The organism is Mesorhizobium sp. LSJC285A00 (assembly GCF_000503155.1).
In the GTDB taxonomy this organism is placed as follows: Bacteria; Pseudomonadota; Alphaproteobacteria; order Rhizobiales; family Rhizobiaceae; genus Mesorhizobium.
This window is the reverse complement of the sequence record NZ_AYVK01000026.1, coordinates 15,924-39,801: the sequence shown is the minus strand read 5'-3', so window position 1 is coordinate 39,801 and position 23,878 is coordinate 15,924. Positions and strand designations below refer to the sequence as shown.

General features: G+C 63.6%; 31 protein-coding genes. 7 read left to right on the top strand and 24 right to left on the bottom strand.

Going from position 1 to position 23,878, the window contains the following annotated elements; translation table 11 throughout:
- Positions 1 to 2: 2 nt before the first annotated feature.
- The 8 genes from X726_RS148795 to X726_RS148825 all read right to left on the bottom strand — a co-directional run bounded on the left by X726_RS148795 (position 3) and on the right by X726_RS148825 (position 8,085).
- The gene (locus X726_RS148795; protein WP_023671253.1) at positions 3 to 1,481 is read right to left on the bottom strand and encodes a mannitol dehydrogenase family protein; all 1,479 of its coding nucleotides are present in this window, start codon (positions 1,479 to 1,481) and stop codon (positions 3 to 5) included.
- A 46-nt stretch (positions 1,482 to 1,527) separates the two neighbouring features.
- Positions 1,528 to 2,298, bottom strand: coding sequence for an L-iditol 2-dehydrogenase (locus X726_RS148800; RefSeq protein ID WP_023671252.1), 771 nt, complete (start codon positions 2,296 to 2,298; stop codon positions 1,528 to 1,530).
- Positions 2,295 to 3,299 (bottom strand): ABC transporter ATP-binding protein, encoded by a 1,005-nt coding sequence (locus X726_RS148805; RefSeq protein WP_023671251.1) that lies wholly within the window; start codon positions 3,297 to 3,299, stop codon positions 2,295 to 2,297. The genes X726_RS148800 and X726_RS148805 overlap by 4 nt, the downstream gene beginning before the upstream one ends.
- A 50-nt stretch (positions 3,300 to 3,349) precedes the next feature.
- Positions 3,350 to 4,174 carry a carbohydrate ABC transporter permease gene (locus X726_RS148810; RefSeq protein WP_023671250.1) on the bottom strand — a complete coding sequence of 275 codons (825 nt, stop codon included), beginning with the start codon at positions 4,172 to 4,174 and terminating at the stop codon, positions 3,350 to 3,352.
- Positions 4,175 to 4,185: 11 nt separating this feature from the next.
- Positions 4,186 to 5,058 (bottom strand): sugar ABC transporter permease, encoded by an 873-nt coding sequence (locus X726_RS148815; protein WP_023671249.1) that lies wholly within the window; start codon positions 5,056 to 5,058, stop codon positions 4,186 to 4,188.
- Positions 5,059 to 5,177: 119 nt separating this feature from the next.
- The gene (locus X726_RS148820) at positions 5,178 to 6,488 is read right to left on the bottom strand and encodes a sugar ABC transporter substrate-binding protein (protein WP_023671248.1); all 1,311 of its coding nucleotides are present in this window, start codon (positions 6,486 to 6,488) and stop codon (positions 5,178 to 5,180) included.
- A gap of 234 nt (positions 6,489 to 6,722) precedes the next feature.
- Entirely contained in the window at positions 6,723 to 7,004 is a 282-nt protein-coding gene (locus X726_RS0135645; RefSeq protein WP_023683593.1) for a hypothetical protein, read from the bottom strand.
- Positions 7,005 to 7,176: 172 nt separating this feature from the next.
- Complete coding sequence (locus X726_RS148825; RefSeq protein ID WP_023671245.1) at positions 7,177 to 8,085, bottom strand: LysR substrate-binding domain-containing protein; 909 nt, start codon at positions 8,083 to 8,085, stop codon at positions 7,177 to 7,179.
- Positions 8,086 to 8,195: 110 nt separating this feature from the next.
- Here X726_RS148825 and X726_RS148830 point away from each other — a divergent pair, with 110 nt between their 5' ends.
- Positions 8,196 to 8,381, top strand: a complete 186-nt coding sequence (locus X726_RS148830) for a hypothetical protein (protein WP_023671244.1) — start codon at positions 8,196 to 8,198, stop codon at positions 8,379 to 8,381.
- Positions 8,382 to 8,416: 35 nt separating this feature from the next.
- Here X726_RS148830 and X726_RS148835 read toward each other — a convergent pair whose 3' ends face one another.
- Positions 8,417 to 9,376, bottom strand: coding sequence for a sugar-binding transcriptional regulator (locus tag X726_RS148835; protein ID WP_023671243.1), 960 nt, complete (start codon positions 9,374 to 9,376; stop codon positions 8,417 to 8,419).
- A 220-nt stretch (positions 9,377 to 9,596) separates the two neighbouring features.
- On the opposite strand from X726_RS148835, the gene X726_RS148840 reads away from it, so the two are divergent.
- Positions 9,597 to 10,229 (top strand): HAD family phosphatase, encoded by a 633-nt coding sequence (locus X726_RS148840; protein ID WP_023671242.1) that lies wholly within the window; start codon positions 9,597 to 9,599, stop codon positions 10,227 to 10,229.
- A gap of 81 nt (positions 10,230 to 10,310) precedes the next feature.
- On the opposite strand, the gene X726_RS148845 is transcribed toward X726_RS148840, so the two are convergent.
- The 8 genes from X726_RS148845 to ureC form a co-directional block, all read right to left on the bottom strand.
- Positions 10,311 to 11,078 (bottom strand): class II aldolase and adducin N-terminal domain-containing protein, encoded by a 768-nt coding sequence (locus X726_RS148845; RefSeq protein ID WP_023671241.1) that lies wholly within the window; start codon positions 11,076 to 11,078, stop codon positions 10,311 to 10,313.
- A 109-nt stretch (positions 11,079 to 11,187) separates the two neighbouring features.
- Positions 11,188 to 11,820 (bottom strand): urease accessory protein UreG, encoded by a 633-nt coding sequence (ureG, locus tag X726_RS148850; RefSeq protein ID WP_023671240.1) that lies wholly within the window; start codon positions 11,818 to 11,820, stop codon positions 11,188 to 11,190.
- A gap of 13 nt (positions 11,821 to 11,833) precedes the next feature.
- Positions 11,834 to 12,274, bottom strand: a complete 441-nt coding sequence (locus X726_RS148855; protein ID WP_023671239.1) for a DUF3995 domain-containing protein — start codon at positions 12,272 to 12,274, stop codon at positions 11,834 to 11,836.
- Entirely contained in the window at positions 12,271 to 12,942 is a 672-nt protein-coding gene (locus X726_RS148860; protein WP_023671238.1) for an urease accessory protein UreF, read from the bottom strand. Before X726_RS148860 ends, X726_RS148855 begins: the two co-directional genes overlap by 4 nt.
- Positions 12,935 to 13,537, bottom strand: a complete 603-nt coding sequence (locus X726_RS148865) for an urease accessory protein UreE (RefSeq protein ID WP_023671237.1) — start codon at positions 13,535 to 13,537, stop codon at positions 12,935 to 12,937. The genes X726_RS148860 and X726_RS148865 overlap by 8 nt, the downstream gene beginning before the upstream one ends.
- Entirely contained in the window at positions 13,534 to 14,184 is a 651-nt protein-coding gene (locus X726_RS148870) for a glutathione S-transferase family protein (RefSeq protein WP_348626768.1), read from the bottom strand. Before X726_RS148870 ends, X726_RS148865 begins: the two co-directional genes overlap by 4 nt.
- Entirely contained in the window at positions 14,181 to 14,774 is a 594-nt protein-coding gene (locus X726_RS148875) for a hypothetical protein (protein WP_023671235.1), read from the bottom strand. Before X726_RS148875 ends, X726_RS148870 begins: the two co-directional genes overlap by 4 nt.
- A gap of 91 nt (positions 14,775 to 14,865) precedes the next feature.
- Positions 14,866 to 16,581: an urease subunit alpha gene (gene ureC / locus X726_RS148880; protein WP_023671234.1), complete on the bottom strand. Its 1,716-nt coding sequence runs from the start codon at positions 16,579 to 16,581 to the stop codon at positions 14,866 to 14,868.
- A gap of 177 nt (positions 16,582 to 16,758) precedes the next feature.
- Here ureC and X726_RS148885 point away from each other — a divergent pair, with 177 nt between their 5' ends.
- Positions 16,759 to 17,121 (top strand): hypothetical protein, encoded by a 363-nt coding sequence (locus X726_RS148885; protein WP_023671233.1) that lies wholly within the window; start codon positions 16,759 to 16,761, stop codon positions 17,119 to 17,121.
- Between the two features lie 123 nt (positions 17,122 to 17,244).
- The gene (locus X726_RS148890; RefSeq protein WP_023671232.1) at positions 17,245 to 17,742 is read left to right on the top strand and encodes a hypothetical protein; all 498 of its coding nucleotides are present in this window, start codon (positions 17,245 to 17,247) and stop codon (positions 17,740 to 17,742) included.
- 26 nt (positions 17,743 to 17,768) lie between these two features.
- Here the strand turns inward: X726_RS148890 and X726_RS148895 are convergent, their stop codons facing one another.
- The 5 genes from X726_RS148895 to X726_RS148915 are packed head-to-tail and all read right to left on the bottom strand — an operon-like array spanning position 17,769 to position 20,125.
- A complete protein-coding gene (locus X726_RS148895; RefSeq protein ID WP_023671231.1) occupies positions 17,769 to 18,074 on the bottom strand; it encodes an urease subunit beta in 306 nt (101 codons plus the stop codon).
- Positions 18,075 to 18,082: 8 nt separating this feature from the next.
- Positions 18,083 to 18,676: a HupE/UreJ family protein gene (locus tag X726_RS148900; protein WP_023671230.1), complete on the bottom strand. Its 594-nt coding sequence runs from the start codon at positions 18,674 to 18,676 to the stop codon at positions 18,083 to 18,085.
- 29 nt (positions 18,677 to 18,705) lie between these two features.
- A complete protein-coding gene (locus X726_RS148905; RefSeq protein ID WP_023671229.1) occupies positions 18,706 to 18,960 on the bottom strand; it encodes a DUF1272 domain-containing protein in 255 nt (84 codons plus the stop codon).
- A 10-nt stretch (positions 18,961 to 18,970) separates the two neighbouring features.
- Entirely contained in the window at positions 18,971 to 19,273 is a 303-nt protein-coding gene (locus X726_RS148910; RefSeq protein WP_023671228.1) for an urease subunit gamma, read from the bottom strand.
- Between the two features lie 30 nt (positions 19,274 to 19,303).
- Entirely contained in the window at positions 19,304 to 20,125 is an 822-nt protein-coding gene (locus tag X726_RS148915; protein ID WP_081726189.1) for an urease accessory protein UreD, read from the bottom strand.
- Positions 20,126 to 20,360: 235 nt separating this feature from the next.
- On the opposite strand from X726_RS148915, the gene X726_RS148920 reads away from it, so the two are divergent.
- The 3 genes from X726_RS148920 to X726_RS148930 all read left to right on the top strand — a co-directional run bounded on the left by X726_RS148920 (position 20,361) and on the right by X726_RS148930 (position 22,686).
- Complete coding sequence (locus tag X726_RS148920; RefSeq protein ID WP_023671226.1) at positions 20,361 to 20,615, top strand: acyl carrier protein; 255 nt, start codon at positions 20,361 to 20,363, stop codon at positions 20,613 to 20,615.
- Positions 20,616 to 20,620: 5 nt separating this feature from the next.
- Complete coding sequence (locus tag X726_RS148925; RefSeq protein WP_023671225.1) at positions 20,621 to 21,829, top strand: beta-ketoacyl-[acyl-carrier-protein] synthase family protein; 1,209 nt, start codon at positions 20,621 to 20,623, stop codon at positions 21,827 to 21,829.
- 152 nt (positions 21,830 to 21,981) lie between these two features.
- Positions 21,982 to 22,686, top strand: a complete 705-nt coding sequence (locus X726_RS148930; protein WP_023671224.1) for a glutathione S-transferase N-terminal domain-containing protein — start codon at positions 21,982 to 21,984, stop codon at positions 22,684 to 22,686.
- Between the two features lie 25 nt (positions 22,687 to 22,711).
- Here X726_RS148930 and X726_RS148935 read toward each other — a convergent pair whose 3' ends face one another.
- Together X726_RS148935 and X726_RS148940 are read right to left on the bottom strand one after the other, a co-directional pair.
- Positions 22,712 to 23,083, bottom strand: coding sequence for a hypothetical protein (locus tag X726_RS148935; RefSeq protein ID WP_023671223.1), 372 nt, complete (start codon positions 23,081 to 23,083; stop codon positions 22,712 to 22,714).
- Positions 23,084 to 23,168: 85 nt separating this feature from the next.
- Positions 23,169 to 23,789 (bottom strand): nucleoside triphosphate hydrolase, encoded by a 621-nt coding sequence (locus X726_RS148940; protein WP_023671222.1) that lies wholly within the window; start codon positions 23,787 to 23,789, stop codon positions 23,169 to 23,171.
- Positions 23,790 to 23,878: the final 89 nt, after the last annotated feature.

The window sequence follows — 23,878 nt, the reverse complement described above, 5'->3', positions numbered from 1 at the left end:
CGTCAGAGCTTGCCGGAGATGTAGCGCGTCAGCGTCGCGCGCGTGCCATTCGCCCACAAGACGTTGAGCGCATGGGCAAAGGCCTCGGCGAACGGCGCCGAGCGGCCGACATCGCCATAGATGTCCTCCATCGCAAGCCAGGCGCCGGGCTTGTCCTTCGCCGCCTTGGCGGTTGCCTGCAGCCGGTCCCAGCTGGGATCGTTGGCTTCGATGTCGGCGCCGCTGTCGGTGGTGCCGAAGCAATAGCGGCACCACAGCGCCGATTCCAGCGCGAGACCCGCAACGCTCTTCCCGGCTTTCAGCCGGTCGGCGATGGTCGGGATGATGAATTTCGGCTGCCGGTTGGAACCGTCGAGGCAAAGCCGGCGGATGGTGTCGCCGATCTTGGGGTTGGAAAAGCGGTGCTCGATGAGCTGGTAATAATCCTCCAGCACGGTGTCCGGCACCGGCGGCACGGTCGGGATGATCTCGTCATGCTCGAGCTTGGCGAGGAAGCCGCGCACCAGCGGCTCCTGCATCGCCTCATGGACGAAATGGATGTCCATCAACCCTGCGGGATAAGCGATCGTGGCATGACCGCCATTGAGGATGCGGATCTTCATCAGCTCATAGGGCGCGACATCCCTCACGAATTGCACACCGACCTTTTCCAGCGGCGGGCGGCCGTCGGTGAAACGGTCTTCCAGCACCCATTGCCTGAACGGCTCGCAGAACACCGGCCAGTTGTCCTCGAGGCCGAACTCGGTGGCGAGAATGCCGCGCTCGCGGTCGGAGGTGGCGGGGGTGATGCGGTCGACCATGCCGTTGGGAAAGGCGACATTGTCGCTGACCCAGTTTGCCAGATCCTCATCGATCAGCCGGGCCAGCCCGATGACGCCATCCGAGGTGACATGGCCATTGTGAGGGATGTTGTCGCAGGACATGACGGTGAACGGCACGATGCCGTCGGCCCGGCGGCGCATCAGGCCCGCAAGGATGAGGCCGAACACCGTCTTCGGCGTCGTGCCTGCCTGTGCGTCGGCGACGATGTCGGGGTGGGTCGGGTTGAACTTGCCGGAGGCCGGATCGATGAAATAACCGCCTTCCGTGATGGTCAGCGAGACGATCTTGATCGCCGGCTCGGCGAGCTGGTCGATGATGGCATCGGCATCGCCGGGCGTCAGGAAGTCGATCATGACGCCGGTGACGCGGGCGCTCATATGGTCGGAATCCTGCTCGACCACGGTGGTCAGCCAGTCCTGCTCCTGCAGCTTGGAACGGCCGAGCTTTTCGCCCTCGAAGACTCCGGCGCCGACCAGCGCCCAGTCATGGCCGATCCCTGCATTGAAGAGATCGTCGAGATAGACCGCCTGATGCGAGCGATGGAAATTGCCGACGCCGAAATGGACGATACCGGGTTTGAGCCTGGAGCGATCATATCTGGGACCGGCGACCTTGGCGGGGAGTTCCGAGAGGATCGAGGAGGAGAGTTTCACGGTCATTTTTCTACCCTTTTGGCCGGGCTGCGGCCTTCGTGATCCCGGCCCATCAACTCATCCATTGGCCGCCATCGACATTGTAGGTCTGGGCGACGATGTATTCGGCGGCGTCGCTGGCCAGGAACACCGCCATGCCGGTCAGGTCCTCCGGCTTGCCCATGCGGCCATAGGGCACGCCCTCGCCGACCAGCCGCTTCTTCTCGCCCTTCGGCCGGTTCTCATATTTGGCAAACAGCGCATCGACCTCATCCCACATATCGCTGTCGACGACGCCGGGCGCGATGCCATTGACGTTGATGCGGTGCTTGATCAGGTCGAGCCCGGCGGACTGGGTCAGCGAAATCACCGCGGCCTTGGTGGCGCAATAGACGGCGACCAGCGGCTCGCCGCGCCGTCCGGCCTGGCTGGCGATGTTGATGATCCTGCCGCCCTTGCCCCTTGCGATCATCGAACGTGCCGCTGCCTGCAGCATGAACAAGGTGCCGGCGACGTTGACGGAGAACAATTTGTCGTAGCTCGCTTTGGTGATCTCGACGATCGGCGCCAGGTCGAACAAGGCAGCATTGTTGATCAGGATGTCGAGGCCGCCGGTCTTTGTTTCGACCGCCTTCACCGCCGCCTCGATCGAAGCGAGGTCGCTGACGTCGAGCCTGACCGGATAGGCGTTGGCGCCGATCTCGGAGGCTGTCTTTTCGGCAGCCGCCAGATTGATATCGGCAATGGCGACGGTCGCACCCTCACGCACATAAGCTTCGGCGAAGGCCTTGCCGATGCCGCGTGCTGATCCGGTGACCAGCGCCGATTTGCCTTTCAGCCTCACTGCGTCAGCGCCTTTCCGTCGGGGCCGAAGCGATGCATCCGGACCTTGTCGGGGGTGAGGTAAATGGTGTCGCCGTGACGGACGGGCATTTCGCCATCGGCGCGCACGGTCAGCGGACCGACGCCGTCAGCCTGGACATGCAGGAAGGTGTCGGATCCAAGATGCTCGGCGACGCCGACAAGGGCTTTCCAGTCGCCCGCCGTGGTCGATATCCCCATGTGCTCGGGACGGATGCCGATGGTCTTGGCGTTGTATTTGGCCGCCGGCGCGCCTTCGATCAGATTCATCTTCGGCGAACCGATGAAGCCGGCGACAAACAGGTTCTTCGGCGACTTGTAGAGTTCCATCGGCGAGCCGACCTGTTCGATGTTGCCGGCGTTGAGCACGACGATCTTGTCGGCCATGGTCATGGCCTCGATCTGGTCGTGGGTGACGTAGACCATCGTCGTCTTGAGCTGGTGGTGCAGCTCGCTGATTTCCAGACGCATGGTGCCGCGCAGTGCGGCATCGAGGTTGGACAGCGGCTCGTCGAACAGGAATGCCGAGGGCTGGCGCACGATGGCGCGGCCGATGGCGACGCGTTGCCGCTGGCCGCCAGAGAGCTGGCCGGGCCGGCGTTCGAGATAGTTGGTGAGGTTGAGGACCCGGGCTGCGTCCTTCACCTTCTTGTCGATCGTCGCCACATCCTCGCCCGCCATCTTCAGCGGGAAGCCGATGTTCTTGGCCACCGTCATATGCGGATAGAGCGCATAGGACTGGAATACCATGGCCAGCTTGCGCTTGGCCGGCGCCTCGCCGGTGACGTCACGGCCATCGATGTTGATGGTGCCCCCGCTGGTGTCCTCGAGCCCGGCGATGAGGCGCAGCAACGTGGACTTGCCGCAACCCGACGGCCCGACGAAGACGACGAACTCGCCATTCTCGATGACCAGGTCGAGGCCTGGAATGATGACCGTCGATCCGAAATGCTTGGAGACGTTCTTGAGCGTGATGTTTCCCATGGTTTCCTCCCCGAGGGGTTATTTGGCCGGATTGCTTCAGGCAACGTCCGTTATTTTACCGCACCGAAGGTCAGCCCGCGCACCAGCTGCTTCTGGCTGAACCAGCCCATGATCAGGATGGGCGCGATGGCCAGCGTCGATGCCGCCGAAAGCTTGGCCCAGAACAGGCCTTGCGGGCTTGAGAACGAACTGATGAAGGCCGTCAGCGGCGCCGCCTCGGTGGTGGTCAGGCGGATGGTCCAGAACGCTTCGTTCCACGCCAGGATGATGTTGAGCAGCATGGTCGAGGCGATGCCCGGCACGGCCATGGGGGTCAGCACATAGACGATCTCGCCCCACAGGGTGGCGCCGTCCATGCGTGCCGCTTCCAGGATCTCGCCGGGGATTTCGCGGAAGTAGGTGTAGAGCATCCAGATCACGATCGGCAGGTTGATCAGCATCAGCATGATCATCAGGCCGATGCGGCTGTCGAGCAGTCCGGCATCGCGGAAGATGAGGTAGATCGGGAACAGCACGGCAACGGCCGGCATCATCTTGGTCGAGAGCATCCACATCAGGATGTCCTTGGTCCACTTGCCCGGCGAGAAGGCCATCGACCAGGCGGCCGGAACCGCGACGATCAGGGCCAGGATGGTCGAGCCGACCGAGAGCAGCACCGAGTTGAAGAAGAACTTGAAGTAGCCGCTCTGCGCCTGGACCTCGGTATAGCTCTCGAACGTCCCCGACGGGATCAGCGCGAAGCCCTGGATGGCCTCCTGCTCCGACTTGAACGAGGTGATGATCGTGTAGAGGATCGGGAAGAAGATCAGCAGCGCGACGATCCAGGCGGCGCCTGTCGCAATGACCTTGTGTTGGGTGGTGACTGCACGTGCCATCGTATCCTCCCTTACTTGTCCAGGTTCTTGCCGACCGCGCGCATGGCGAAGAAGGCGACGATGTTGGCGAGAATGACGGCGATGACACCGCCGGCCGATGCCTGGCCGATTTTGAACTCCAGCAATGCCTTCTGGTAGACGAGGAAGGGCAGGTTGGTGGAGGCATAGCCGGGTCCGCCATTGGTGGTGACCAGGATTTCGGCATAGACCGACAGCAGGAAGATGGTCTGGATCAGGATGACGACGGTGATGGCGCGCGACATGTGCGGCAGCGTCAGATAGATGAAGCGGCTGACGAAGCCGGCGCCGTCCATCTCGGCGGCTTCCTTCTGCTCGCCGTCGAGCGACTGCAATGCGGTCAGCAGGATCAGCGTTGCGAAGGGCAGCCATTGCCAGGCGACGATGATGATGATGGCAAGCATCGGATGCTGCCCGAACCAGTCGATCGGTTGAGCCCCGAAGAAGCGCGCAATGTCGGCAAAGACGCCGTATTGCGGGTGCATGATCATGTTCTTCCAGACAAGTGCAGCCACCGGCGGCATGACGAAGAACGGAGAGATGACGAGGATGCGGACGATCCCCTGTCCCCACATCGGCTGATCGATCAACAGCGCCAGCATGATGCCGCCGATGACGGTGATCAGCAGCACGCTGCCCACCAGGACCAGCGTGTTGAGGATCGACTGCAGGAATGCCGGGTTGGAATAGAACAGCGAGTAATTCGAGAACCAGACAAACCCATCGCGGATCGGATTGAGCGGATTGTACTGCTGGAAGGAGAACCAGATCGTGAGTGCCAGCGGCACGATCATCCAGACGAACAGCAGCACCACGGATGGCGCCAACATAAAGCGGGCAAGCGAACGGGTCTGCTGAGTAGCCATGACGGTCACCCTTCAAGGTCAGCCAAATTTTCAGGTGTGTGAAAGGGGCCGCCCGAACTGGGATTCGGGCGGCCGTTGCCGGCCAAGGAGGCGACCGGCATTCGGCACCGGGAGGAGCCTTACTTGATATAACCGCCTTCGGTCATGGTCGCGGTGGCGGCGTCCTGCGCCTGCTTGAGCGCGTCGTCTACGCTGGTCTGGCCGGCGAGCGCCGCCGAGAAGAGCTGGCCGACCGTGGTGCCAAGACCCTGGAACTCAGGAATGGCGACGAACTGCACACCGACATAGGGCACCGGCTTGACGGTCGGATGCGTCGGGTCGGCGGCATTGATCGAGTCCAGCGTCATCTTGGCGAACGGAGCCGCCTTCTGATACTCGGCATTGGCGTAGAGCGAGGAGCGCGTGCCCGGAGGAACGTTGGCCCAGCCTTCCTTCGAAGCAACCAGTTCTGCGTAGTGCTTGCTGGTCGCCCAGGAGACGAACTTCTGTGCGGCGTCTCCCTTCTGCGTGCCGGCCGGGATGGCCAGCGACCAGGCCCACAGCCAGTTGCCGCGCTTGCCCAGACCATTGTCGGGGGCCAGTGCGTAGCCGACCTTGTCCGCGACGGTCGAGTTCTTCGGGTCGGAGACGAAGGAGGCGGCGACGGTGGCGTCGATCCACATGCCGCACTTGCCCTGCTGGAACAGCGCCAGGTTTTCGTTGAAGCCGTTGGACGAGGCGCCCTCGGGACCGTCGGCCTTCATCAGGTCGACATAGAACTGCAGCGTGTTCTTCCATTCCGGCTGGTCGAATTGCGGCTTCCAGTTCTCGTCGAACCAGCGGGCGCCGAAGGAGTTCGACATGGCGGTGAGGAAGGCCATGTTCTCGCCCCAGCCGGCCTTGCCGCGCAGGCAGACGCCGTTCACGCCATTGGCGCGGTCGGTCATCTTGTCGGCGGCCTGCTTGATGAAGTCCCAGGTCGGGGCGTCGGGCATCTTCAGCCCGGCCTTCTCGATCAGGTCCTTGCGGTACATGACGAACGAGCTTTCGCCGTAGAAGGGCGCGGCATAGAGCTTGCCGTCGACCGACAGGCCGCCGGCGATGGCCGGGATGATGTCCTTGGCGTCATAGTCGTCGCCGAGCTTGTCGAGCGGCAACAGCCAGTTCTGCTTGGCCCAGATCGGAACCTCGTAAGTGCCGATGGTCATAACGTCATACTGGCCACCCTTGGTGGCGATGTCGGTGGTGACGCGCTCGCGCAGCACGTTCTCTTCGAGCGTGACCCAGTTGAGCGTGACGTCGGGGTTCGCCTTGGTGAAGTCGTCCGTCAGCTTCTGCATGCGGACCATGTCGCCATTGTTGACCGTGGCGATGGTGATGGATTCGGCGTGTGCGGCAAAAGCGAAAGCGCTGGCCGACAACAAGCCCAAAGTGAGCGTGCGCAGTTTCATCAAATTCCTCCCATGAACCAAGATGAGCATTTGCCTTGGTAATGGGCAATTACTCACTTGGCATAAATTATGTCAAGCCGGATTCGATGCTGCAGCGCAGCACACGGGGCAGGTGCGCGACGTTGCGCGCGTAGAGGATATTGAATGGATTTGTTTGCACGGGATGTGAGAGCGGGTTGATGCCGACCCATCGCAACCCAATCATGGCGCCAGGGAGCGATAGGGCCCAGCCCGTCAGCCGTGGGACGGGTAGCTTCCCACGGAATATTCGAAAACCCTGCCGTCGCGTGTTTGCTTGGCTCTGGTCAGCACTTCCGTCACCTGGATCCAGCTGGGTTCGTCCTTGCGCAGCCTAACTTCCCGGCCGATTGCCTTCACGGCAGCTTGAAACGGCGTAAATGCTTCGATCACCTGCGTCGTGCGCACGGTGTTGTTTTCGATTTCCTCGACGCGATAGACTTTCATCAGCCGGCTGATCGACCCTGTTTCAATCTGCAGACGATTGATCCTGCTCAATTGGGTCGTCACAAGCACAAGCCTATGCCGGGCGAGTGATATCGACAGCGTTTTTGTCAAGCTTGGTTAACCGGGTGGCCCGATCGCAGCTGTTTGTCCGCGAAAGCGAGCATTCGTCGCGGATCCATGGCTCGCTTTGCATCTCGGAAATCAATCCGCGAATCGCTCGCCCTCAGGCGCAGGCGATCTCGGCCAGGATCCAGTCCCGGAAGGCTTTTATCTTCGGCACGTTGCGACGCGCCGTCGGGTAGACCAGCCAATAGGCGTGGCCGTCGTCGCCGACCAGGTCGAAGGGCTGGATCAGGCGGCCGGCGGCGAGCTCGGTCTTGAACAATGCGGTGGTCAGGATCGCCACACCATGGCCGGCGATGGCCGCGTTCGCCTCATAGGCCTGCGCGCCCATGCTGGTGCCGGTGCGCCTGGCAAGTTCGTCCGCCGGGACGCCGGCAAGGGCGAACCATTCCCGCCACCAGATGTCGCCGGGATCGAGAATGGGCAGCTTGAACAGGTCGGCGGGTTCGTGGACGCCACCTATGGTGGCAGCGAGTGCCGGGCTCAGCACCGGGGTGAAATCGGCCTTGAACAAAAGATGGGTCTCCACTCCAGGCCACTTGCCGCTGCCGGAGCGGATAGCGATGTCCATGTCCTCGCGGGCAAAATCGATCACCCTGTTCGAGGTATCGACGCGCACCGCCAGCGACGGATGTGCGACCTGGAAGGAGCCGAGGTGCTGCGCCAGCCAGTTCGAGGCAAAGGTCAGCAGCGTCGAGACGCACAGCACACCATCGGCGCCCCCACGCGCGGCGGAATAGGCGCTTGAGAGCAGGCTGAACGCCTCGCTGACGGCGGGCGCCAGGCGCTGGCCGGGTTCGGTCAGCACAATCTGGCGCGGCTGGCGCAGGAACAGCGGCGAACCGATGCGCTCTTCCAGAAGCTTGATCTGATAGCTGGCGGCGGCCTGCGTCATGCCGAGTTCCTGCGCGGCCTTGGTGAAGGAGAGATGCCGCGCGACGGCTTCGAACACCCTGATGGCCTGCAGCGGCGGCAGCTGGGCGAGCTGCGGTGCCTTGAGATCGGGCATAAGCCCTCCTTATGGGTCTTGATCGACGTTTGATTGGAAGCCGGAGCCGATCAGACTGATATTTGGTGTCGAGGAACAATCAAGTTCAAGCATAGCGGAGGCTGAAGATCATGACCACGGTACAGCAAAAGCTCCATTCGACCCCGGCGCAGAGCTGGTTTTCCCTGCTGGTGCATGAATTTTCCCTGCTTGTGCACCGCCGGCGCGGCTACGTCGACGTCCGGGAGTTGTCGCCGCATCTGCAGCGCGACATGGGTTTTCTCGACGGCAACGACCCGTCCGGGCGCTGCAAATAAACGTGTTGGATTTTATCGATGGGCCGCTTAATCTTTCAGGAACCGTCGAGCAAGGCCGTGGCGGTCCGCTCGTCGGTGATGAGGCCATTGACCAGCCGGCGGTTCACAGCGGCCAGGATGCCCGGCAATTTACGCTCGCCCATGGCGAGCGCAATGACCAGCGACTTTTCGCGTGACGGCAAGGCTGCCGACGATACCCGGTCGTTGGTGATGCCCTCGATCATGCGGCCTTCCCGATCGAACACCCAGCCGACGATCTCGGCGACGCCGCCAGCCTTTTGCAACGCCTTCAGCTCGCTTTCCGAGATAAAACCGTCCTCGTAGAGCGGCGCCTTCGGGCCGAGATCGCCGATGCCGACAAAGGTCACGTCGGCTTCCGCGGCCAGCGCCAGCGTCGGTTGGATCATCGGCTGGGCAAGCAGCATCTCGCGCTCTTCCGGCGACGAGGCGATGACCGGCAGCGGCATCGGGAACGAGCGCGCCTTGACCCGGTCGGCCATGGTGAAGATGACGTTGTAGAAGGCGGCCGAACCGTCGGGCGAGATGTTGCCGGTCAAGGACACAACCTTGTGCTGCGAGCATTCCATCGGCGGCAATTGCTCGATCGCCGCCTTCAGCGTGCGGCCGGTGCCGATGGCCAAGACGATGGGCGTCGGTGACCGCAGCCGCCGCTCGATCTCGGCCGCAGCCGCCTCGGCAATGCCGATCGTGGTCGAGGATGAGGTTGGATCGCTCGGCACCACTTCGACGAGGTCGAGCGCGAAGCGTGACTTCAGTCTAGCTGCGAGATCAAGGCAATTGGCGATCGGGTGGTCGACGCGAACCTTGATCAGCCCCTCCGACACCGCCAGCGACACCAGCCGCTGCGCCGTCTGCCGGGAAATGCCGAGCGTGGCGGCGATCTGGTCCTGGGTGTTGCCGGCAACATAATAAAGCCAGCCGGCGCGCGCTGCCTCGTCCAGCCTGCTGCTGCCGCCATCTTGCCGCGAATTCAAAATGTGCCTCCAGCCCTGCCCCTTTGCCTGCCCTCGGGCGAAGCGTCATAGTCTTGCAGGGAATGTGTCGGCGCGCAATTGTCTATTGGCAGGGCAATTGCTTGCTGCTTCCGATCCGACTGCCGCGCGGCAACCAACCAAGCGAAATTCGCCAGCGGACGGGCTCGGCGGTTTATCTCCTGATACAAACGCTTTAAGGGGATCGGCAAAGGAGCCTCGCATGACGCCGAAAGCGGTTTTCTGGGATATGGACGGCACGCTGGTCGACAGCGAGCCGCTGCATGAGGCGGCCTTGGTGGCGGCGCTGCGCAGCGTCGGTATCACGCCGCCGGCCGACCTGCATGAGCGGGTGCTGGGCGTCGCCGCCGCACCGGTCTACGAGATGCTGCGCAGCGAGTTCGGCCTCGACCTGCCCTTCGACGACTGGATCGTGCGCAAATACGATCACTACATGCCGATGGCCGAGACGCTGAAGCCGCGCCCCGGCGCGATCGAAGTGTTCAACGAATTGCGCGCGCTCGGCGTGCAGCAGGCGGTGGTGTCCAATTCCGACCGGGTGATCGTCGATGCAAATCTGAGCGCCGTCGGCCTGATCTATCCCGGCATGCGCACGATCAGCCGAAACGACGTGCGCGAAGGCAAGCCGCATCCCGAACCGTTCCTGCGCGCCGCATGGCTGGCCGGCGTCGATCCTTCAGATGCGGTGGCCGTCGACGACAGCGTTACCGGCGCCACATCAGGCCTGGCCGCGGGGATGCGGACGATCTTCTGGCCGGAAGCGCCGATGGCAGGACCGAAGGGCGCTGTCGTGATCAACAGTGCGGAAGAGTTGCGGGCTCAGTTGGGACTCTGAGTGAGCCTATGAACGTCGGCGCTGCCCCTCATCCCCCTGCCGGGACCTTCTCCCCGTGAACGGGGAGAAGGGTGAACTCATTCAGCTCCGGTACACCGGCTCTTCCTCGTCGAGGATCGCCTTCAGCTCGGCAAGGTGACGCTCTGCCTGGCCGGGATAGTCGTCCATCTCGCTGGCGGCCTTTTCGGCAATGGCATCGGACAGCGTGCGCAGCGGACGGCCGGTCCACAGAGCCTTGATGTAGGTTTCGGCGGCGCGCTCGAAATAGAACATGCGGTTGAAGGCGTCGGCGACGGTGTCGCCGATGACCATGACGCCGTGATTGCCCATCACCATCACTTTGACCTTCGGGTCGGTGAGCAGTTGCGAGCAGCGCTCGCCTTCTTCCTCGAAGGCCAGCCCGCCATAATGGGCATCGACGACGTGGCGGTTGAAGAACATGGCCGAGTTCTGATCGATCGGCGGCAGGGTCGAGTCGGCCAGCGATGCCAGCACGGTGGCGTGGATGGAATGCACATGCATGGCGCAGCGCGCATGCGGCACGTTGCGGTGAATGGCGCCGTGCAGACCCCAGGCGGTCGGGTCGGGCGCATTCGGGCCGGACAATGTCTCGGGATCATTGGCGTCGATCAGCAAAAGGTCGCTCGCCTTGATGCGCGAGAAATGCACCTGGTTGGGGTTCATCAGGAATTTGCTGCCGTCCTCGTTGACCGACAGCGAAAAGTGATTGGCCACGGCTTCATGCATGTTGAGCCGCGCCGTCCAGCGGAAGGCGGCGGCCAGATCGACGCGCTCCTCATAGTAGGGCAGGTTGGTCAGCGTTTCCTTTTGCAGGCGGGCGATGCTCATCCGAAAAACCTCCGTTTTTAAGAGAATGCCGCGCTCAGCCGTGGCCAGCAACCGCAAACTGGTGGGTCAGGTTGTCCCAAAACCGCTACGCACTTTTGGGCGACATGCATTACGCCGCCGAGCGAGCCGACTGCAGCCCGCCATGTTCGACGATGAAGTCGATGACTTCCTGCAGTCCCTTGCCGCGCGACAGGTCGGTGAAGCCGAACGGGCGCTTGCCCCGCATTCGGGCGGCGTCGCTCTCCATGACATCGAGGTTGACGTTCACATAGGGCGCCAGATCGCTCTTGTTGATGACCAGGAAATCGGAACGGGTGATCGCCGGCCCGCCCTTCCTGGGGATTTCCTCGCCCTGGCAAACCGAGATGACATAGAGGGTCAGGTCGGCAAGGTCCGGCGAGAAGGTGGCGGCAAGATTGTCGCCGCCGGATTCGATGAAGACGATGTCGAGATCGGGGAATTTCCTGTTCAGTCCGGCGATCGCCTGCAAATTGATCGAGGCGTCCTCACGGATGGCGGTGTGCGGGCAGCCGCCGGTCTCCACGCCGACGATGCGGTCCTCAGGCAGCGCCTGCAGGCGGGCCAGCATCATGGCGTCTTCCTTGGTGTAGATGTCGTTGGTGACGACGGCGATGGAGAAATCGTCGCGCAGCGCCTTGCAGAGCTTTTCGGTGAGCGTCGTCTTGCCGGAGCCGACGGGACCGCCGATGCCGATACGCAGGGGACCGTTTGCCTGAGTCATACCGAAAACTCCGTCATGCCGAAAACTCCGTGATGGCGAGGATGGCGAAGCTGAGCCCGATCAACAGGCAGAGCGGCGAATAGAAGCTGATATCGAGCCGCGCAAAAGGCTGTTCCGGCGCCAGACGGCGCCACCACGGCGTGAAGCCGGCAATGCCGCGGCCGAGGAAGACGAGCCCGATGAGCAGCGCTGTGGCGGCAAGGCCCTCCCTTGGAAAGGGGGAGGCGAAGACCCCGGTCAGCGCCAGCGGCCACAGGGTTGCGAGGCACAGGCACGCGGCAACGGCGAAACAGGGAAACGGCGTCGGCATCTCGTCGACGCCGCGAAAGCCGACGACGGCGTGGGCGCAGGAGACGCCGTCCCTGCCCGGCCAGATGCCGCCAAGGCCCCAATAGACATGCAGCGCGGTGATCAGCAGCAGGACGGCCGAGAGGGCGAAGGCGAGGACGATCATGAGCGGAACAGCCTGGAATACTGCGTCTCGTGCTTCATCGCCATGATGTCGGAGATGAAGGCGCAGCCGCCGAGATCGTCCAATGTCGAGCCGGCGGCGCGCGCGGCCGTCGACAGCGCCAGCGGCTCGAAGCCGGCGAGCAAGGCCATAGCGTCCGTCTGGCCGACGATGCCGAGTCGGATCGCCGCCTGGACGAGGTTGGAGAAGAAGGCCTGCAGGAAGGCCGACATCGCGTCCTGAAGCGCGAAACCGTTGCCGCCGGCAGCGGCGCCGACGGCGACACAGTAGGCGCATTCGGCCGGCAGGCGGCCCAACACCGGATTCGCCCACGCCGCTGCCGCTTTCAGGAAGGCGGCGCCTTGCAGCATGGTTTCGGTGTGACGCTCACGCGAGCCGGCCAGCGCTTCGGCGAGATCGGCAATTTCAAGGAGATCGCCGCCGTCGCGGGCGCGACGCCAGGCTTCCGTGAAGAGCACGGCGTCGTTCCAGCCCGAGCCCATCTCGACCAGCGTCTCCAGCCAGGAGGCGAGGCTGGCGGTATCGGCAACCAGCCCGTCTTGCCCGGCGCGTTCGAGACCATGGCTGTAGGCAAAGCCGCCGACCGGAAAGGCCGGCGACAGCCACGCCATGAGCCGCAGCAAAGCGATGCCGGATGGCTGGTCAGTCATGATCGTGATGATGCCCGTCATGGGAATGGCTGTGCGAATGCGACTCGCTGTGTGCGTGGGAATGCCCATCATGGGAATGCGCTTCGGCATGAGCATGGGCATGACCGTGATCGTGGCCATGCGCACCTTGCGCGGAATAGGCGCCGCGCACCGGCTTGAACGGCTCGGAAACGTCGCGCACCGTGGCGCCGAGACCTTCCAGCATCGCCTTGATGACGTGGTCGCGCAAAATCAGGATGCGGCCGGCCTCGATCGCTGCCGCCAGATGCCGGTTGCCGATATGCCAGGCAAGTTCGGTCAGATGCACGGCGTCGCGGGCGCGGATGTCGTAGACCTCTTCGGGCGCTGCGATGATTTCGATATAACCACCGTCCTCCAGCACCAGCCGGTCGCCATGGTTCAGGGTGACAGGCTCCGGCAGGTCGACCAGCACCTTGCTGCCGTCGGCAAGTTCGATGGCGCGGCGGCGCAGATGGCGCTCGTCATGGGGCAGCACGGCACGGCCGGATGGCGGCACGCTACCGGCAGTGCCGGCCGTCAGCACCGAGACGGCGCGCGGGAATTTGGTGAAGTCGGTGTTGAGGTTGAGTTTCATCGCATGGCTCCGCCATTGGCTTGCGCCCGTGCCCGGGCAGGCCGCGCCAAGACGCGGTCGAAATACGCGTTGACGCGCTCGGACTCGATCGGGAATTTTCCGGCTCGGGCCCAGCCGCCCATGTCGCCCAACAGCACGTCGACGGCGGAAAATCGGTCGCCCAGCGCAAACGGCCTGTTGCCCAGCCGGCCGTCCAGCGCCTTGGTCTCGGAGGCGAAATCGTAGGCGGCGGCAGGACCGACATCGACCCGCACTTCCTTGGGCAGCAGGAAGCGGTGGCGCAGCTTGTTCCACAGCGGCGCTTCGAATTCGCTCTGGGCAAAATGCATCCAGGAATCCATCTCGGCGCGTCCGGCCACACCTGGATTGGCGCCCATGCCTTTGTCGGCGTGCTTGTCGGCGAGATAGACGCAGATTGCCGCCGAATCGGTCACCGTCAGTTCGCCATCGATCAGGATCGGCACCTTGCCCGATGGGTTGAGCGCATAGGCTTCGGGCGAACGCAATTTGACCTCGACGAATTCATAGGGCTGCCCGAGTTCCTCGAGCATCCACAGAACGCGGCTGACGCGGGATCCACGCGATCCGATGGCTTGTACATGGTTGAACCCTCTTTCCTGCGACCCTAAACCATAGCCACTGTTCAGACGATGGTGTCGAAGAGCCGCAGGATGAACGATATTTGGTAAATCAGCGTGCCGGCGACGAAGGCGATGTGGAAACGGCGGTCACGCACCAGTATGGCGGCAATGCACAACACCACGAAAACCGGCGTTCGGAACAGATATTCATTGCCGTAGCGGGCGAAATGCTCGGGACCTTTCAGCAGCGTGTCGACAACATCGAGCAGATAGGTGGCCGCCAGCAGGCCGAAGAACCAGCCACGGCGCGAATAGAAGAAATCCTCGTAGCTGGTGTAGTCGAGCATCGAATCCGGAAACAGCAGCGCGCACAGCAGGAACAGCGTGATGGCGTAGAAGATCAGGAACAGGTACTTGCCGAAAGTCCAGACCTCTATGGTGTAGAGGCCGAACTCCCACCACCAGAAATGCACCAGCAGCAACAGCATGGAGGCGACCCAGCCGAGGTGCACGGGATAGAGCCTGTACTGGCCGGGATGCTGGACGATTCGCGCCACCCCCGACAGCAGGCGAGCGACGCCAAGTCCGATCACCATGCCCATGACGATGCGGATATGCGGGAAGATGTCGTGGGCGGAGGCTATTTCGGTGGCCATGACCTGCTACGCGGTTCTTTGAGCCGCATATTGCGGTGGGACCGACCGGGTCGCAACGGAATTTGCCGGGTCGATCAAATCGCCCCTCGCCTCAAAACAGGAAATACCGCTGCGCCATCGGTAGCACGCTTGCCGGCTCGCAGGTCAGTAGCTCGCCATCGGCGCGCACCTCGTAAGTCTCCGGGTCGACTTCGACATGCGGCGTAGCGTCGTTGAGCACCATCGAATGCTTGCCGATGCCGCCACGGGTGTTTTCCACGGCCACGAACTGCTTGTCGACGCCGAGCCGGCCATGCAGGCCTGAGTCCAGAGCCGCCTTGGAAACGAACGTCACCGACGAGTTGGTCCTGGCCTTGCCATAGGCGCCGAACATCGGGCGGTAGTGCATCGGCTGCGGTGTCGGGATAGAGGCGTTTGGGTCGCCCATCGGGGCTGCGGCTATCATGCCGCCGATCAGCACCATGTCCGGTTTGACGCCGAAGAAGGCTGGGTTCCACAGCACCAGATCGGCGCGCTTGCCGACCGCGATCGAACCGATGTCCCTGGACAGGCCATGCGCGATGGCCGGGTTGATGGTGTATTTGGCGATGTAGCGGCGGACGCGGAAATTGTCGTTGTTGCCGGTCTCCTGCGGCAATGACCCGCGCTGGCGCTTCATCTTGTCGGCGGTCTGCCAGGTGCGGATCGCCACCTCGCCGACACGGCCCATGGCCTGCGAGTCCGACGAGATGATCGAGAAGGCGCCGATATCGTGCAGAATGTCTTCCGCCGCGATGGTCTCCTTGCGGATGCGGCTTTCGGCAAAGGCGATGTCTTCAGGGATCGACGGCGACAGATGGTGGCAGACCATCAGCATGTCGAGATGCTCGGCCAGCGTGTTGACGGTGTAGGGCCGGGTCGGGTTGGTCGAAGACGGAATGACGTTGGGCAAGCCGCAGACCTTGATGATATCGGGCGCATGGCCGCCGCCGGCACCCTCGGTGTGGAAGGCGTGGATGGTGCGGCCCTTGATGGCGGCGACGGTGTTCTCGACAAAGCCGGATTCGTTCAGCGTATCGGTGTGGATCATCACCTGCACGTCGTAATCGTCGGCAACCGACAGGCAGCAGTCGATGGCCGCCGGCGTCGTGCCCCAGTCCTCGTGCAGCTTCAGCGAGCAGGCGCCGCCCAGCACCATTTCCTCCAGCGCTGCCGGCAGCGAGGCGTTGCCCTTGCCGGACAGGCCGATGTTCATCGGGAAAGCGTCGAAGGACTGGATCATGCGCGCCATGTGCCAGGGTCCAGGCGTGCAGGTGGTGGCCAGCGTGCCATGCGCCGGGCCGGTGCCGCCGCCGAGCATGGTGGTGATGCCCGACATCAGCGCTTCGTCGATCTGCTGCGGGCAGATGAAGTGGATGTGCGCGTCGAAGCCGCCGGCGGTCAGGATCTTGCCCTCGCCCGCGATGATCTCTGTACCGGGGCCGATGACGATGGTGACGCCGTCCTGCGTGTCGGGATTGCCGGCCTTGCCGATCGCCGCGATGCGGCCGTCCCTGAGACCGATGTCGGCCTTGAAGATGCCGGCCGTGGCATCGACCACCAGCGCGTTGGTGATGACCGTGTCGACCGCGCCGCCGGCGCGCGACACCTGGCTCTGGCCCATGCCGTCGCGGATGACCTTGCCGCCGCCGAATTTCACCTCCTCGCCATGGACGGTGAGGTCCTTTTCGACCTCGATAAACAGCTCGGTGTCGGCCAAGCGCACTCTGTCGCCGACCGTCGCGCCATACATCTGCGCGTAGGCGGCGCGGGTAATTCTAGCCATCAGTCAATGCTCCCCAAACGAGAGGCCGGCCGCAGCCGAACTCCACATCGTCGCCATCCAATGGTCATGCAATGACCCGCCCGGCGACACCTTCTGATCCCATTTGGCCGTTGAGGTGGCCGTGCCACCCCAAACCGCCCGTTTGCCAAACCCTTGGCCAAATCGATGAAAGGAAAATACATGCGCAAAATCATCGTTCTTGCAGCCGCCGCCACGCTGGCCTCCGCAACCGTAGCCGGCGCCCAGCAGCAGCCCACGCCGCAACCGAAGCCGGCAGCGCCCAGCGCTCAGCCGGCGGCGCCGGCGATCCAGAAGGTCAACATCGTCGATATCAGCGAATTGCCCAAAGCCACCCAGACGCAGGTCAATCAGGTGATCGCCCAGCGTGGCGATGCCGGGCTGCAGAAACTGCGCTCTTCGATCGACGCGACGCCGCAGATCAAGTCGGCGCTCGAAGCCAAGGGGCTCACCTCGGCACAGGTGGTCGCCGCCAGCATGACCACCGATGGCGCGCTGACCCTTGTCACCAAGAAGGCAAGCTGAAAGAAGCGCTTGGCGGGCCGGCACCCGGCCCGCCAGCCCACAGGGAACCTTCGCCCGACAGGAGGCGTTTCGTCCCTTTGGCGCCGAACGGCGTTGCACAGAAAAGTCCACCAGGAGCGAGCAATGCCTGTCTTTGCCGACACCAGATGGCTCCAGAGCCTTGCTGCCTGCGCATTTCTCGCAGCTTTCGGCCCGCAAGCCGCGCAAGGTCTTGAAAGCGCTGACGCCGTCAACCGGGCCGACACCGTCAACAGGATCGTCGGCTCCGATGTCCGGCAGGAGGAGGCGCGGACGGAACCACAGACCAACAAGATCATCACCGCGATCGAGCGGACGCGTGAGAACATCGGCGCCGTGCGCAAGACGTCCAAGCTCGACACTGTGGATATCGTCTTCCTCACCGACGCGGCGCGCAGCGAAGGCGGCCCGCCGCCGGCCGTCGAGAGCAAGGTCGAACAGCATCAGGACGACATTGCGGAACTGCGCAAGGAGATCGACGCCAACGCCTTGCTGTTCAACGCCATCGATTCGCGGCGCGTGCTTACGGAAGACGTCCTTGCGGTGGAATTCGACGGCTCGGCAAGAATCGTCATCTACGCGGCGGCCAGGCCGTCGAACTGACCTCAGGGCGCTCGACCCCGTCGATCTCACAGCCTGCCCATGATCTTCTGCTGAAAACCGTAGACCTCGCGTTTTCCTCCGAACGGCACCAGCGTGACGTCCCGCTCTTGTCCCGGTTCGAAGCGCATCGCGGTGCCGGCGGCAATGTCCAGACGCATGCCGCGCGCTTTGTCGCGGTCGAATTTCAACCCCTCATTGGTCTCGAAGAAATGGTAGTGGCTGCCGACCTGGATCGGCCGGTCGCCGCTGTTGGCGACCTTCAGCGTCACCGTCGGCAGCCCCTTGTTGAGCTCGATGTCGCCGCTTGCGGTGATGATTTCGCCGGGAATCATCGTTAGCCTCACAAAACGCCGAAGACCAGGCCGCCGCCGACTGCAGCACAAGCGGCGCCAGCGGCGCGGGCAAGCCCGCGAAAGCGCATGCCGAGGCCAAGGCCGGCAGCGATGCCCATGGCATGGAGAAGTGCGGTGGCAACGGCAAAGCCGGCCATATAGTCAAGTCCACCGGCATTTTCCGGCACTTCGGTGCCGTGGGCATGGCCATGGAACAGCGCGAACAGGCCGATGATGGCGACTCCGGCCGAGACCGGCAGATCGACCGCCAACGCCACCAGCAAGCCAAGCGCGACGACGGAGGCAAGGATGCCCGGTTCGACGAAAGGCACCGGCACGTGGAGCATGCCGAGCGCGCCGCCGACCAGCATGACGCCGACAAAGGCCAGCGGCCAGGCCCAGATTGCCTTGCCGCCCTTGAGCGCCGCCCACAGGCCGACGGCTACCATGACGGTCATATGGTCGAGGCCGGACAGCGGATGCGCGAAGCCCGCCGCGAAGGACGAGGTCGTGCCGATGCCGACATGGGCATAGGCGGGCATCGCCGCCGCCAGCAGCAGGATCGCTGCAAGCGTGGTGCGTTTGGTTGAAGCAGAGATCATCGGTCTTCCCTTCGAAGTCACGAAAACAATCACGCAGCCTTGCGCGGGCCGCAGCCCTCGGCCTTGAGCACGCGTTGGGTCGAGGCCGGATATTTCACCAGTTTCTCCACTGGGCGGATCGGGCGTGCGGAAAAATTGCCGCCGCAGTTCGGGCAGACGCCGCCCAGCACATGTTCAGCGCAGTCAGCGCAGAAGGTGCATTCAAAGGTGCAGATCAGCGCGTCCGCCGCTTCCGGCGGCAGGTCCTTGTCGCAGCATTCGCAATTCGGTCGCAGCTCCAGCATCGTTTTCTCCTCACCTGATCGGTTCGTGCACGGTCACCAGCTTGGTGCCGTCGGGAAAGGTCGCCTCGACCTGCACGTCGTGGATCATCTCGGCGATGCCTTCCATCACCTGCGCGCGGGTGATGACATGGGCGCCGGCCTCCATCAGTTCGGCGACCGGGCGGCCGTCGCGGGCGCCCTCGACGACGAAATCGGTGATCAGCGCGATCGCTTCGGGGTGATTGAGCTTGACGCCGCGTTCCAGCCGCTTGCGCGCCACGATCGCCGCCATGGCGATGAGCAGCTTGTCCTTTTCACGCGGCGTCAGGTTCATGCGCTTTCCTGGATTTGGCCTGTATTTGGCTCAGAGTGACCATAATTTGGGCAGACCCGCCCGCCCGTTGAGCAGTTCGACGAGCGGAACCAGCCGCTTGCGCAGCTGATAGCCGTCCTCGGCAAACAGCCTCGCAAGAAGCTTGCCAGATTTTTTGACGCTCCAGGCGCTGGCATCGCCGTCGGCGCCGACGATGTCGCGGGCCGGATCGAGCAAGGCTTCGGCCTGCGGCGAGACCATCAGCAGCGTCGCAGCGGCAATGGCGCCGCCGGCGACCGCCGGGCGGCCAAGTGCCGCCGCGATAGCCGGCCCGATGCGGAAATCCTCGGCATGAACGAGCGCACCATCCTGGCGGACACGCCAACGGTCGTGGAAATGGCCGTGCGCGGCCTCTTCGCCCATGGCGAGGCGGCCGAATATGGTGGCTTCAAGCAGCAATGCCTCGGCGCCTGCGGCAAGCTCGACCTCGAGCGTGCGGGCAAAGGCCGAGCGGTCGAAGACGATGGTTTCCTGGGGCAGCCAGGCGATACGCCCGCCCGCGCCGACGCTGAGCTTCACCCGAACTTCGGCGCGGTCGCTAGCGGCACGATAGATCTTTTCGCAGGCCTGGGTGGTTATCGAGGCGGAGGCACCTGGCCCGACATCGATTTCCCAGCCGAGCCGATCGCCGCCGGTCAGACCGCCGGCGGTGTTGATGAGCACGGCTTCGAGCGGATCGGCCGCAACGGCCGGCATGCGGATTTTGGCCGAGCCGTCCTGATAGAGGCGCAAAAGCCGGGTGCGTCCATCCCTGACGCCGCACGCAAGCCGGGCCGCCCCGGCCGCGCGCTGGGCCGGAAGAGCTGGGATCAAGACATGCTGCAACGTATCCACGGCGCTAACGTTAAGCACTCCCGGCGCTTTGTCGATATGGTGCTTGTTGATATAGCTTGTTGCTTGACAGCGTTTCCGTTTCTATAGAGGGAGCCTCTTTGGAACGGTCATGCTGCGCCTGGCGGGTTTTTGAAGGCGACGGCGATTTCAGTCCAGGCAACAGGGGCGCCAACCAATCGGCACCGCGACGTTATAAAATTGGGGAAGGAATCGAATGGCTGACGAGCTGGCAACGGAAATCATCGCCAAGATCAGGGCACATGCGGAGCCCGGTGGCGAAGAGATCACCACCAATACGGAATTGACCGCGCTTGGCATCCATTCCCTGGAACTGACCGAGATCATCTTCGATCTCGAGGAGCAGTACGGCATCGAGATCGAGATGAACACGGTCGATGCCTGGAGCAATCTCAAGAATGTCGGCGATATGGTTGAGGCTGTTCGCGCGCTGATTGCGAAAAAAGCCTGAGCTGAATGCAAAAGCGCGTCGTCATTACCGGCATCGGCGGCATATGCGGGCTCGGCGCCAATGCGCCTGCAATCTGGAACGAAATGCGGGCCGGCCGATCGGCCATCGGTCAAATCAGCAATCCCGGTTTGCATGATTTGAAGGTCAAGGTCGGCTGCGAAATCAAGACGCTGCCCGACCATGGCATCAGCCACAAGCAGACCGTGTCGATGGACCGCTTCAGCCTTTTGGCGACGATTGCCGCGCGCGAAGCCATGCAGCATGCCGGCCTGACATCGACTGAAGCAACCACCTACCGGATGGGCGCGGTTGTCGGCGTCGGCGTCTGCGGCTGGGAGGCGATCGAGGAGAACTATCGCGCCATCCTGGTCGACGGCAAGAACCGGGCCGGCATCTTCACCGTGCCGAAAGTGATGCCGAGTGCGGCATCCGGCCATGTCAGCATGAATCTCGGCCTGCGCGGGCCGGTGTTCGGCGTCACTTCGGCCTGCTCCTCGTCCAATCACGCCTTTGCCTCGGCGGTCGACCAGATCCGGCTCGGCCGCGCCGATGTCATGGTCGCCGGCGGCACCGACGCGCCGCTGCTTTGGGGCATCCTGAAGGGCTGGGAGGCCCTGCGGGTGCTGGCGCCCGATACCTGCCGGCCGTTCTCGGCCGATCGCCAAGGCCTGTCGCTCGGCGAAGGTGCTGGAATGGCGGTGCTGGAAACGTATGAACACGCCATGGCGCGCGGCGCGACCATTCTGGCCGAATTTGCTGGAGCCGGCCTTTCCGCCGACGCTTCCGATATCGTCGCGCCGACTGTCGAGGGACCGACGGCGGCGATGCGCGCCTGCCTGGCGGACGCCGGGCTCAATCCCGAGGACGTCGACTATCTCAACGCCCACGGCACCGGCACCAAGGCCAACGACCAGATCGAGACGGCGGCAATCAAGCGCGTCTTCGGCGACCATGCCTATAAGCTGTCGGTGTCGTCGACCAAGTCGATGCATGCCCATTGCCTCGGCGCCTCGGGCGGCCTGGAAATGATCGCCTGCGTGATGGCGATCCGCGAAGGCATCGTGCCGCCGACGGCCAATTTCCGGCAGGCCGACCCCGACTGCGATCTCGACATCACGCCGAATGTGGCGCGCGAGCGCAAGGTGCGCGCGGCGATCAGCAACGGTTTTGCCTTCGGCGGCACCAATGCCGTGGTGGCGTTCAAGGCGGTCTGACGGCAAGCGACTGGCCTGAGCGACTGGCCCTGAATGACTGCGAAGACGGTGTGTGCACCTTCGACCGGTTGATCGGCAAAGAAGCCGAGGATAATCCTTCGCAACTCGCCAGACGGCGCGATACCGCGCCAAATTCCCGACCGGAGCTTTCGATGACCGACCTGTCCGCCTTTCCGATCACCAAGCGCTGGCCGGCCAGCCACCCCGACCGCCTGCAGCTCTATTCCGCGACGACGCCGAATGGGGTGAAAGTCTCGATCGCGCTGGAAGAACTCGGCCTCCCCTACGAGGCGCATCTGGTGGATATCGGCAAGGACCAGAGCTGGACGCCGGAATTCCTGTCGCTGAACCCGAACGGCAAGATACCCGCGATCATCGACCCCGACGGGCCGGGCGGCAGGCCATTCGGCCTGTTCGAATCCGGCGCCATCCTGCTCTACCTCACCGACAAGACCGGCAAGCTGATCCCTGCCGATCCGGCGCGGCGCTACGAGACCATCCAATGGGTGTTCTTCCAGATGGCGGCGATCGGGCCGATTTTCGGACAGGTCGGGTTTTTCAACAAATTCGCCGGACGCGAGATCGCCGACAAGCGGCCGCTGGATCGCTACCGCAATGAATCGCGGCGGCTGATCGGGGTGCTGGAGACGCGGCTGAAGGGTCGAACCTGGATCATGGACGACGACTATACGATCGCCGACATTTCGATGCTGGGCTGGGTGCGCAATCTGATCGGCTTCTACGAGGCGCGAGAACTCGTCGGCTTCGACGACTTCCCCACCGTCGCGGCATGGCTGGAGCGCGGGCTGGCGCGGCCCGCGGTGCAGCGCGGCCTGACCATTCCCGCCAGGAATTGACCTCGGCCGGCCGAAGCAACCAGGTCTATTTCGCCTTGGCCTTGCTTTTCGAGCCGCCCTTGCCGATGACGGACGCAGCGAGCGACGCGGCGCCCCTGGCTGTCGCCGCCACCGCACCAGCGGCGACATTGGCGGTCGCCTTGACCGTGCGCATGGCCCCGCCGGCCATCGAGCCGCGGCTTGCCGGCTTCTTGGGTTTGGCGGTTTTCGCCGCCACCTTCGCCGTCGCGACCGGTTCTACCTTCTTTGGCGCCGCTTTGCCGAAAGCCGGCTTTGCGTCCTTGGACCGCTCGGCGATTGCCGGGCCGGCGCCTGCCTTGGCCTGCGTGGCCTTTGCCTGCCTGGCTTTGGGTTGAGCGGTCTTGCTCTTGGCGGGTGTTTTTGCCTTGGTTGCCATCTGACGGTTCCCTCGCGGCGGCACGATTGCCGATGAGAGATAACGACCTGAAAGTCTTAAGGTTCCCGTTCCGAAGTCCAGCGAACTATGCGGGATCGCCAACAACCAGGTCGGCGGACCTGCGACGGCCGAGCACGCGATCGATGTTGGGCATGTCGTTGGAAGCGATCCAGGCGCGGGCGTCTTCGTCGGAGCGGCCATGCTCGTGCCAGCGCACCAGAAGGCGGCGCTCGAGTTCGGCCCGCGGCACATCGACAAAGATGGTGAAGTCGAACAGCGGCGCCAGCCGCGACCACGGCTCCTCGTCGAGCAGGAGGTAATTGCCTTCGACCAGGATGAACTTGGTCTCGGCGGCAACGATGGAGGCGGCGGCGCGCGACAATTCCATGCTGCGGTCGAACACCGGAATGGCGATGTCTGGCTCGCCCGAACGGATGCGCTTCAACAGCGTCTCGAAGCCGGCGAAGTCGAAAGTCTCCGGCGCGCCCTTTCTTGACCGCAGGCCGCGCTGGTCGAGCACGATGTCATCATAGTGGAAGCCGTCCATCGGCACGACTTCAGCCGCGCCCTCCGGCAACAGATCATGCAGGCCGGCCGAGAGCGTCGACTTGCCGGCGCCGGGCGGGCCGGCAATGGCGACGATGAAGCGTTTCGCCTTGCCGGCGCGCTTGAAGATGGTGGCGGCGAGATGGGCGATTTCGGACATTGGGCGCTTCCAGTTATGCTTTGCATCTTGTCGGCAGTTTGAGGAAATTTCAAACCGCGATTTGGGCAATCTCACGACATCCGCCACGT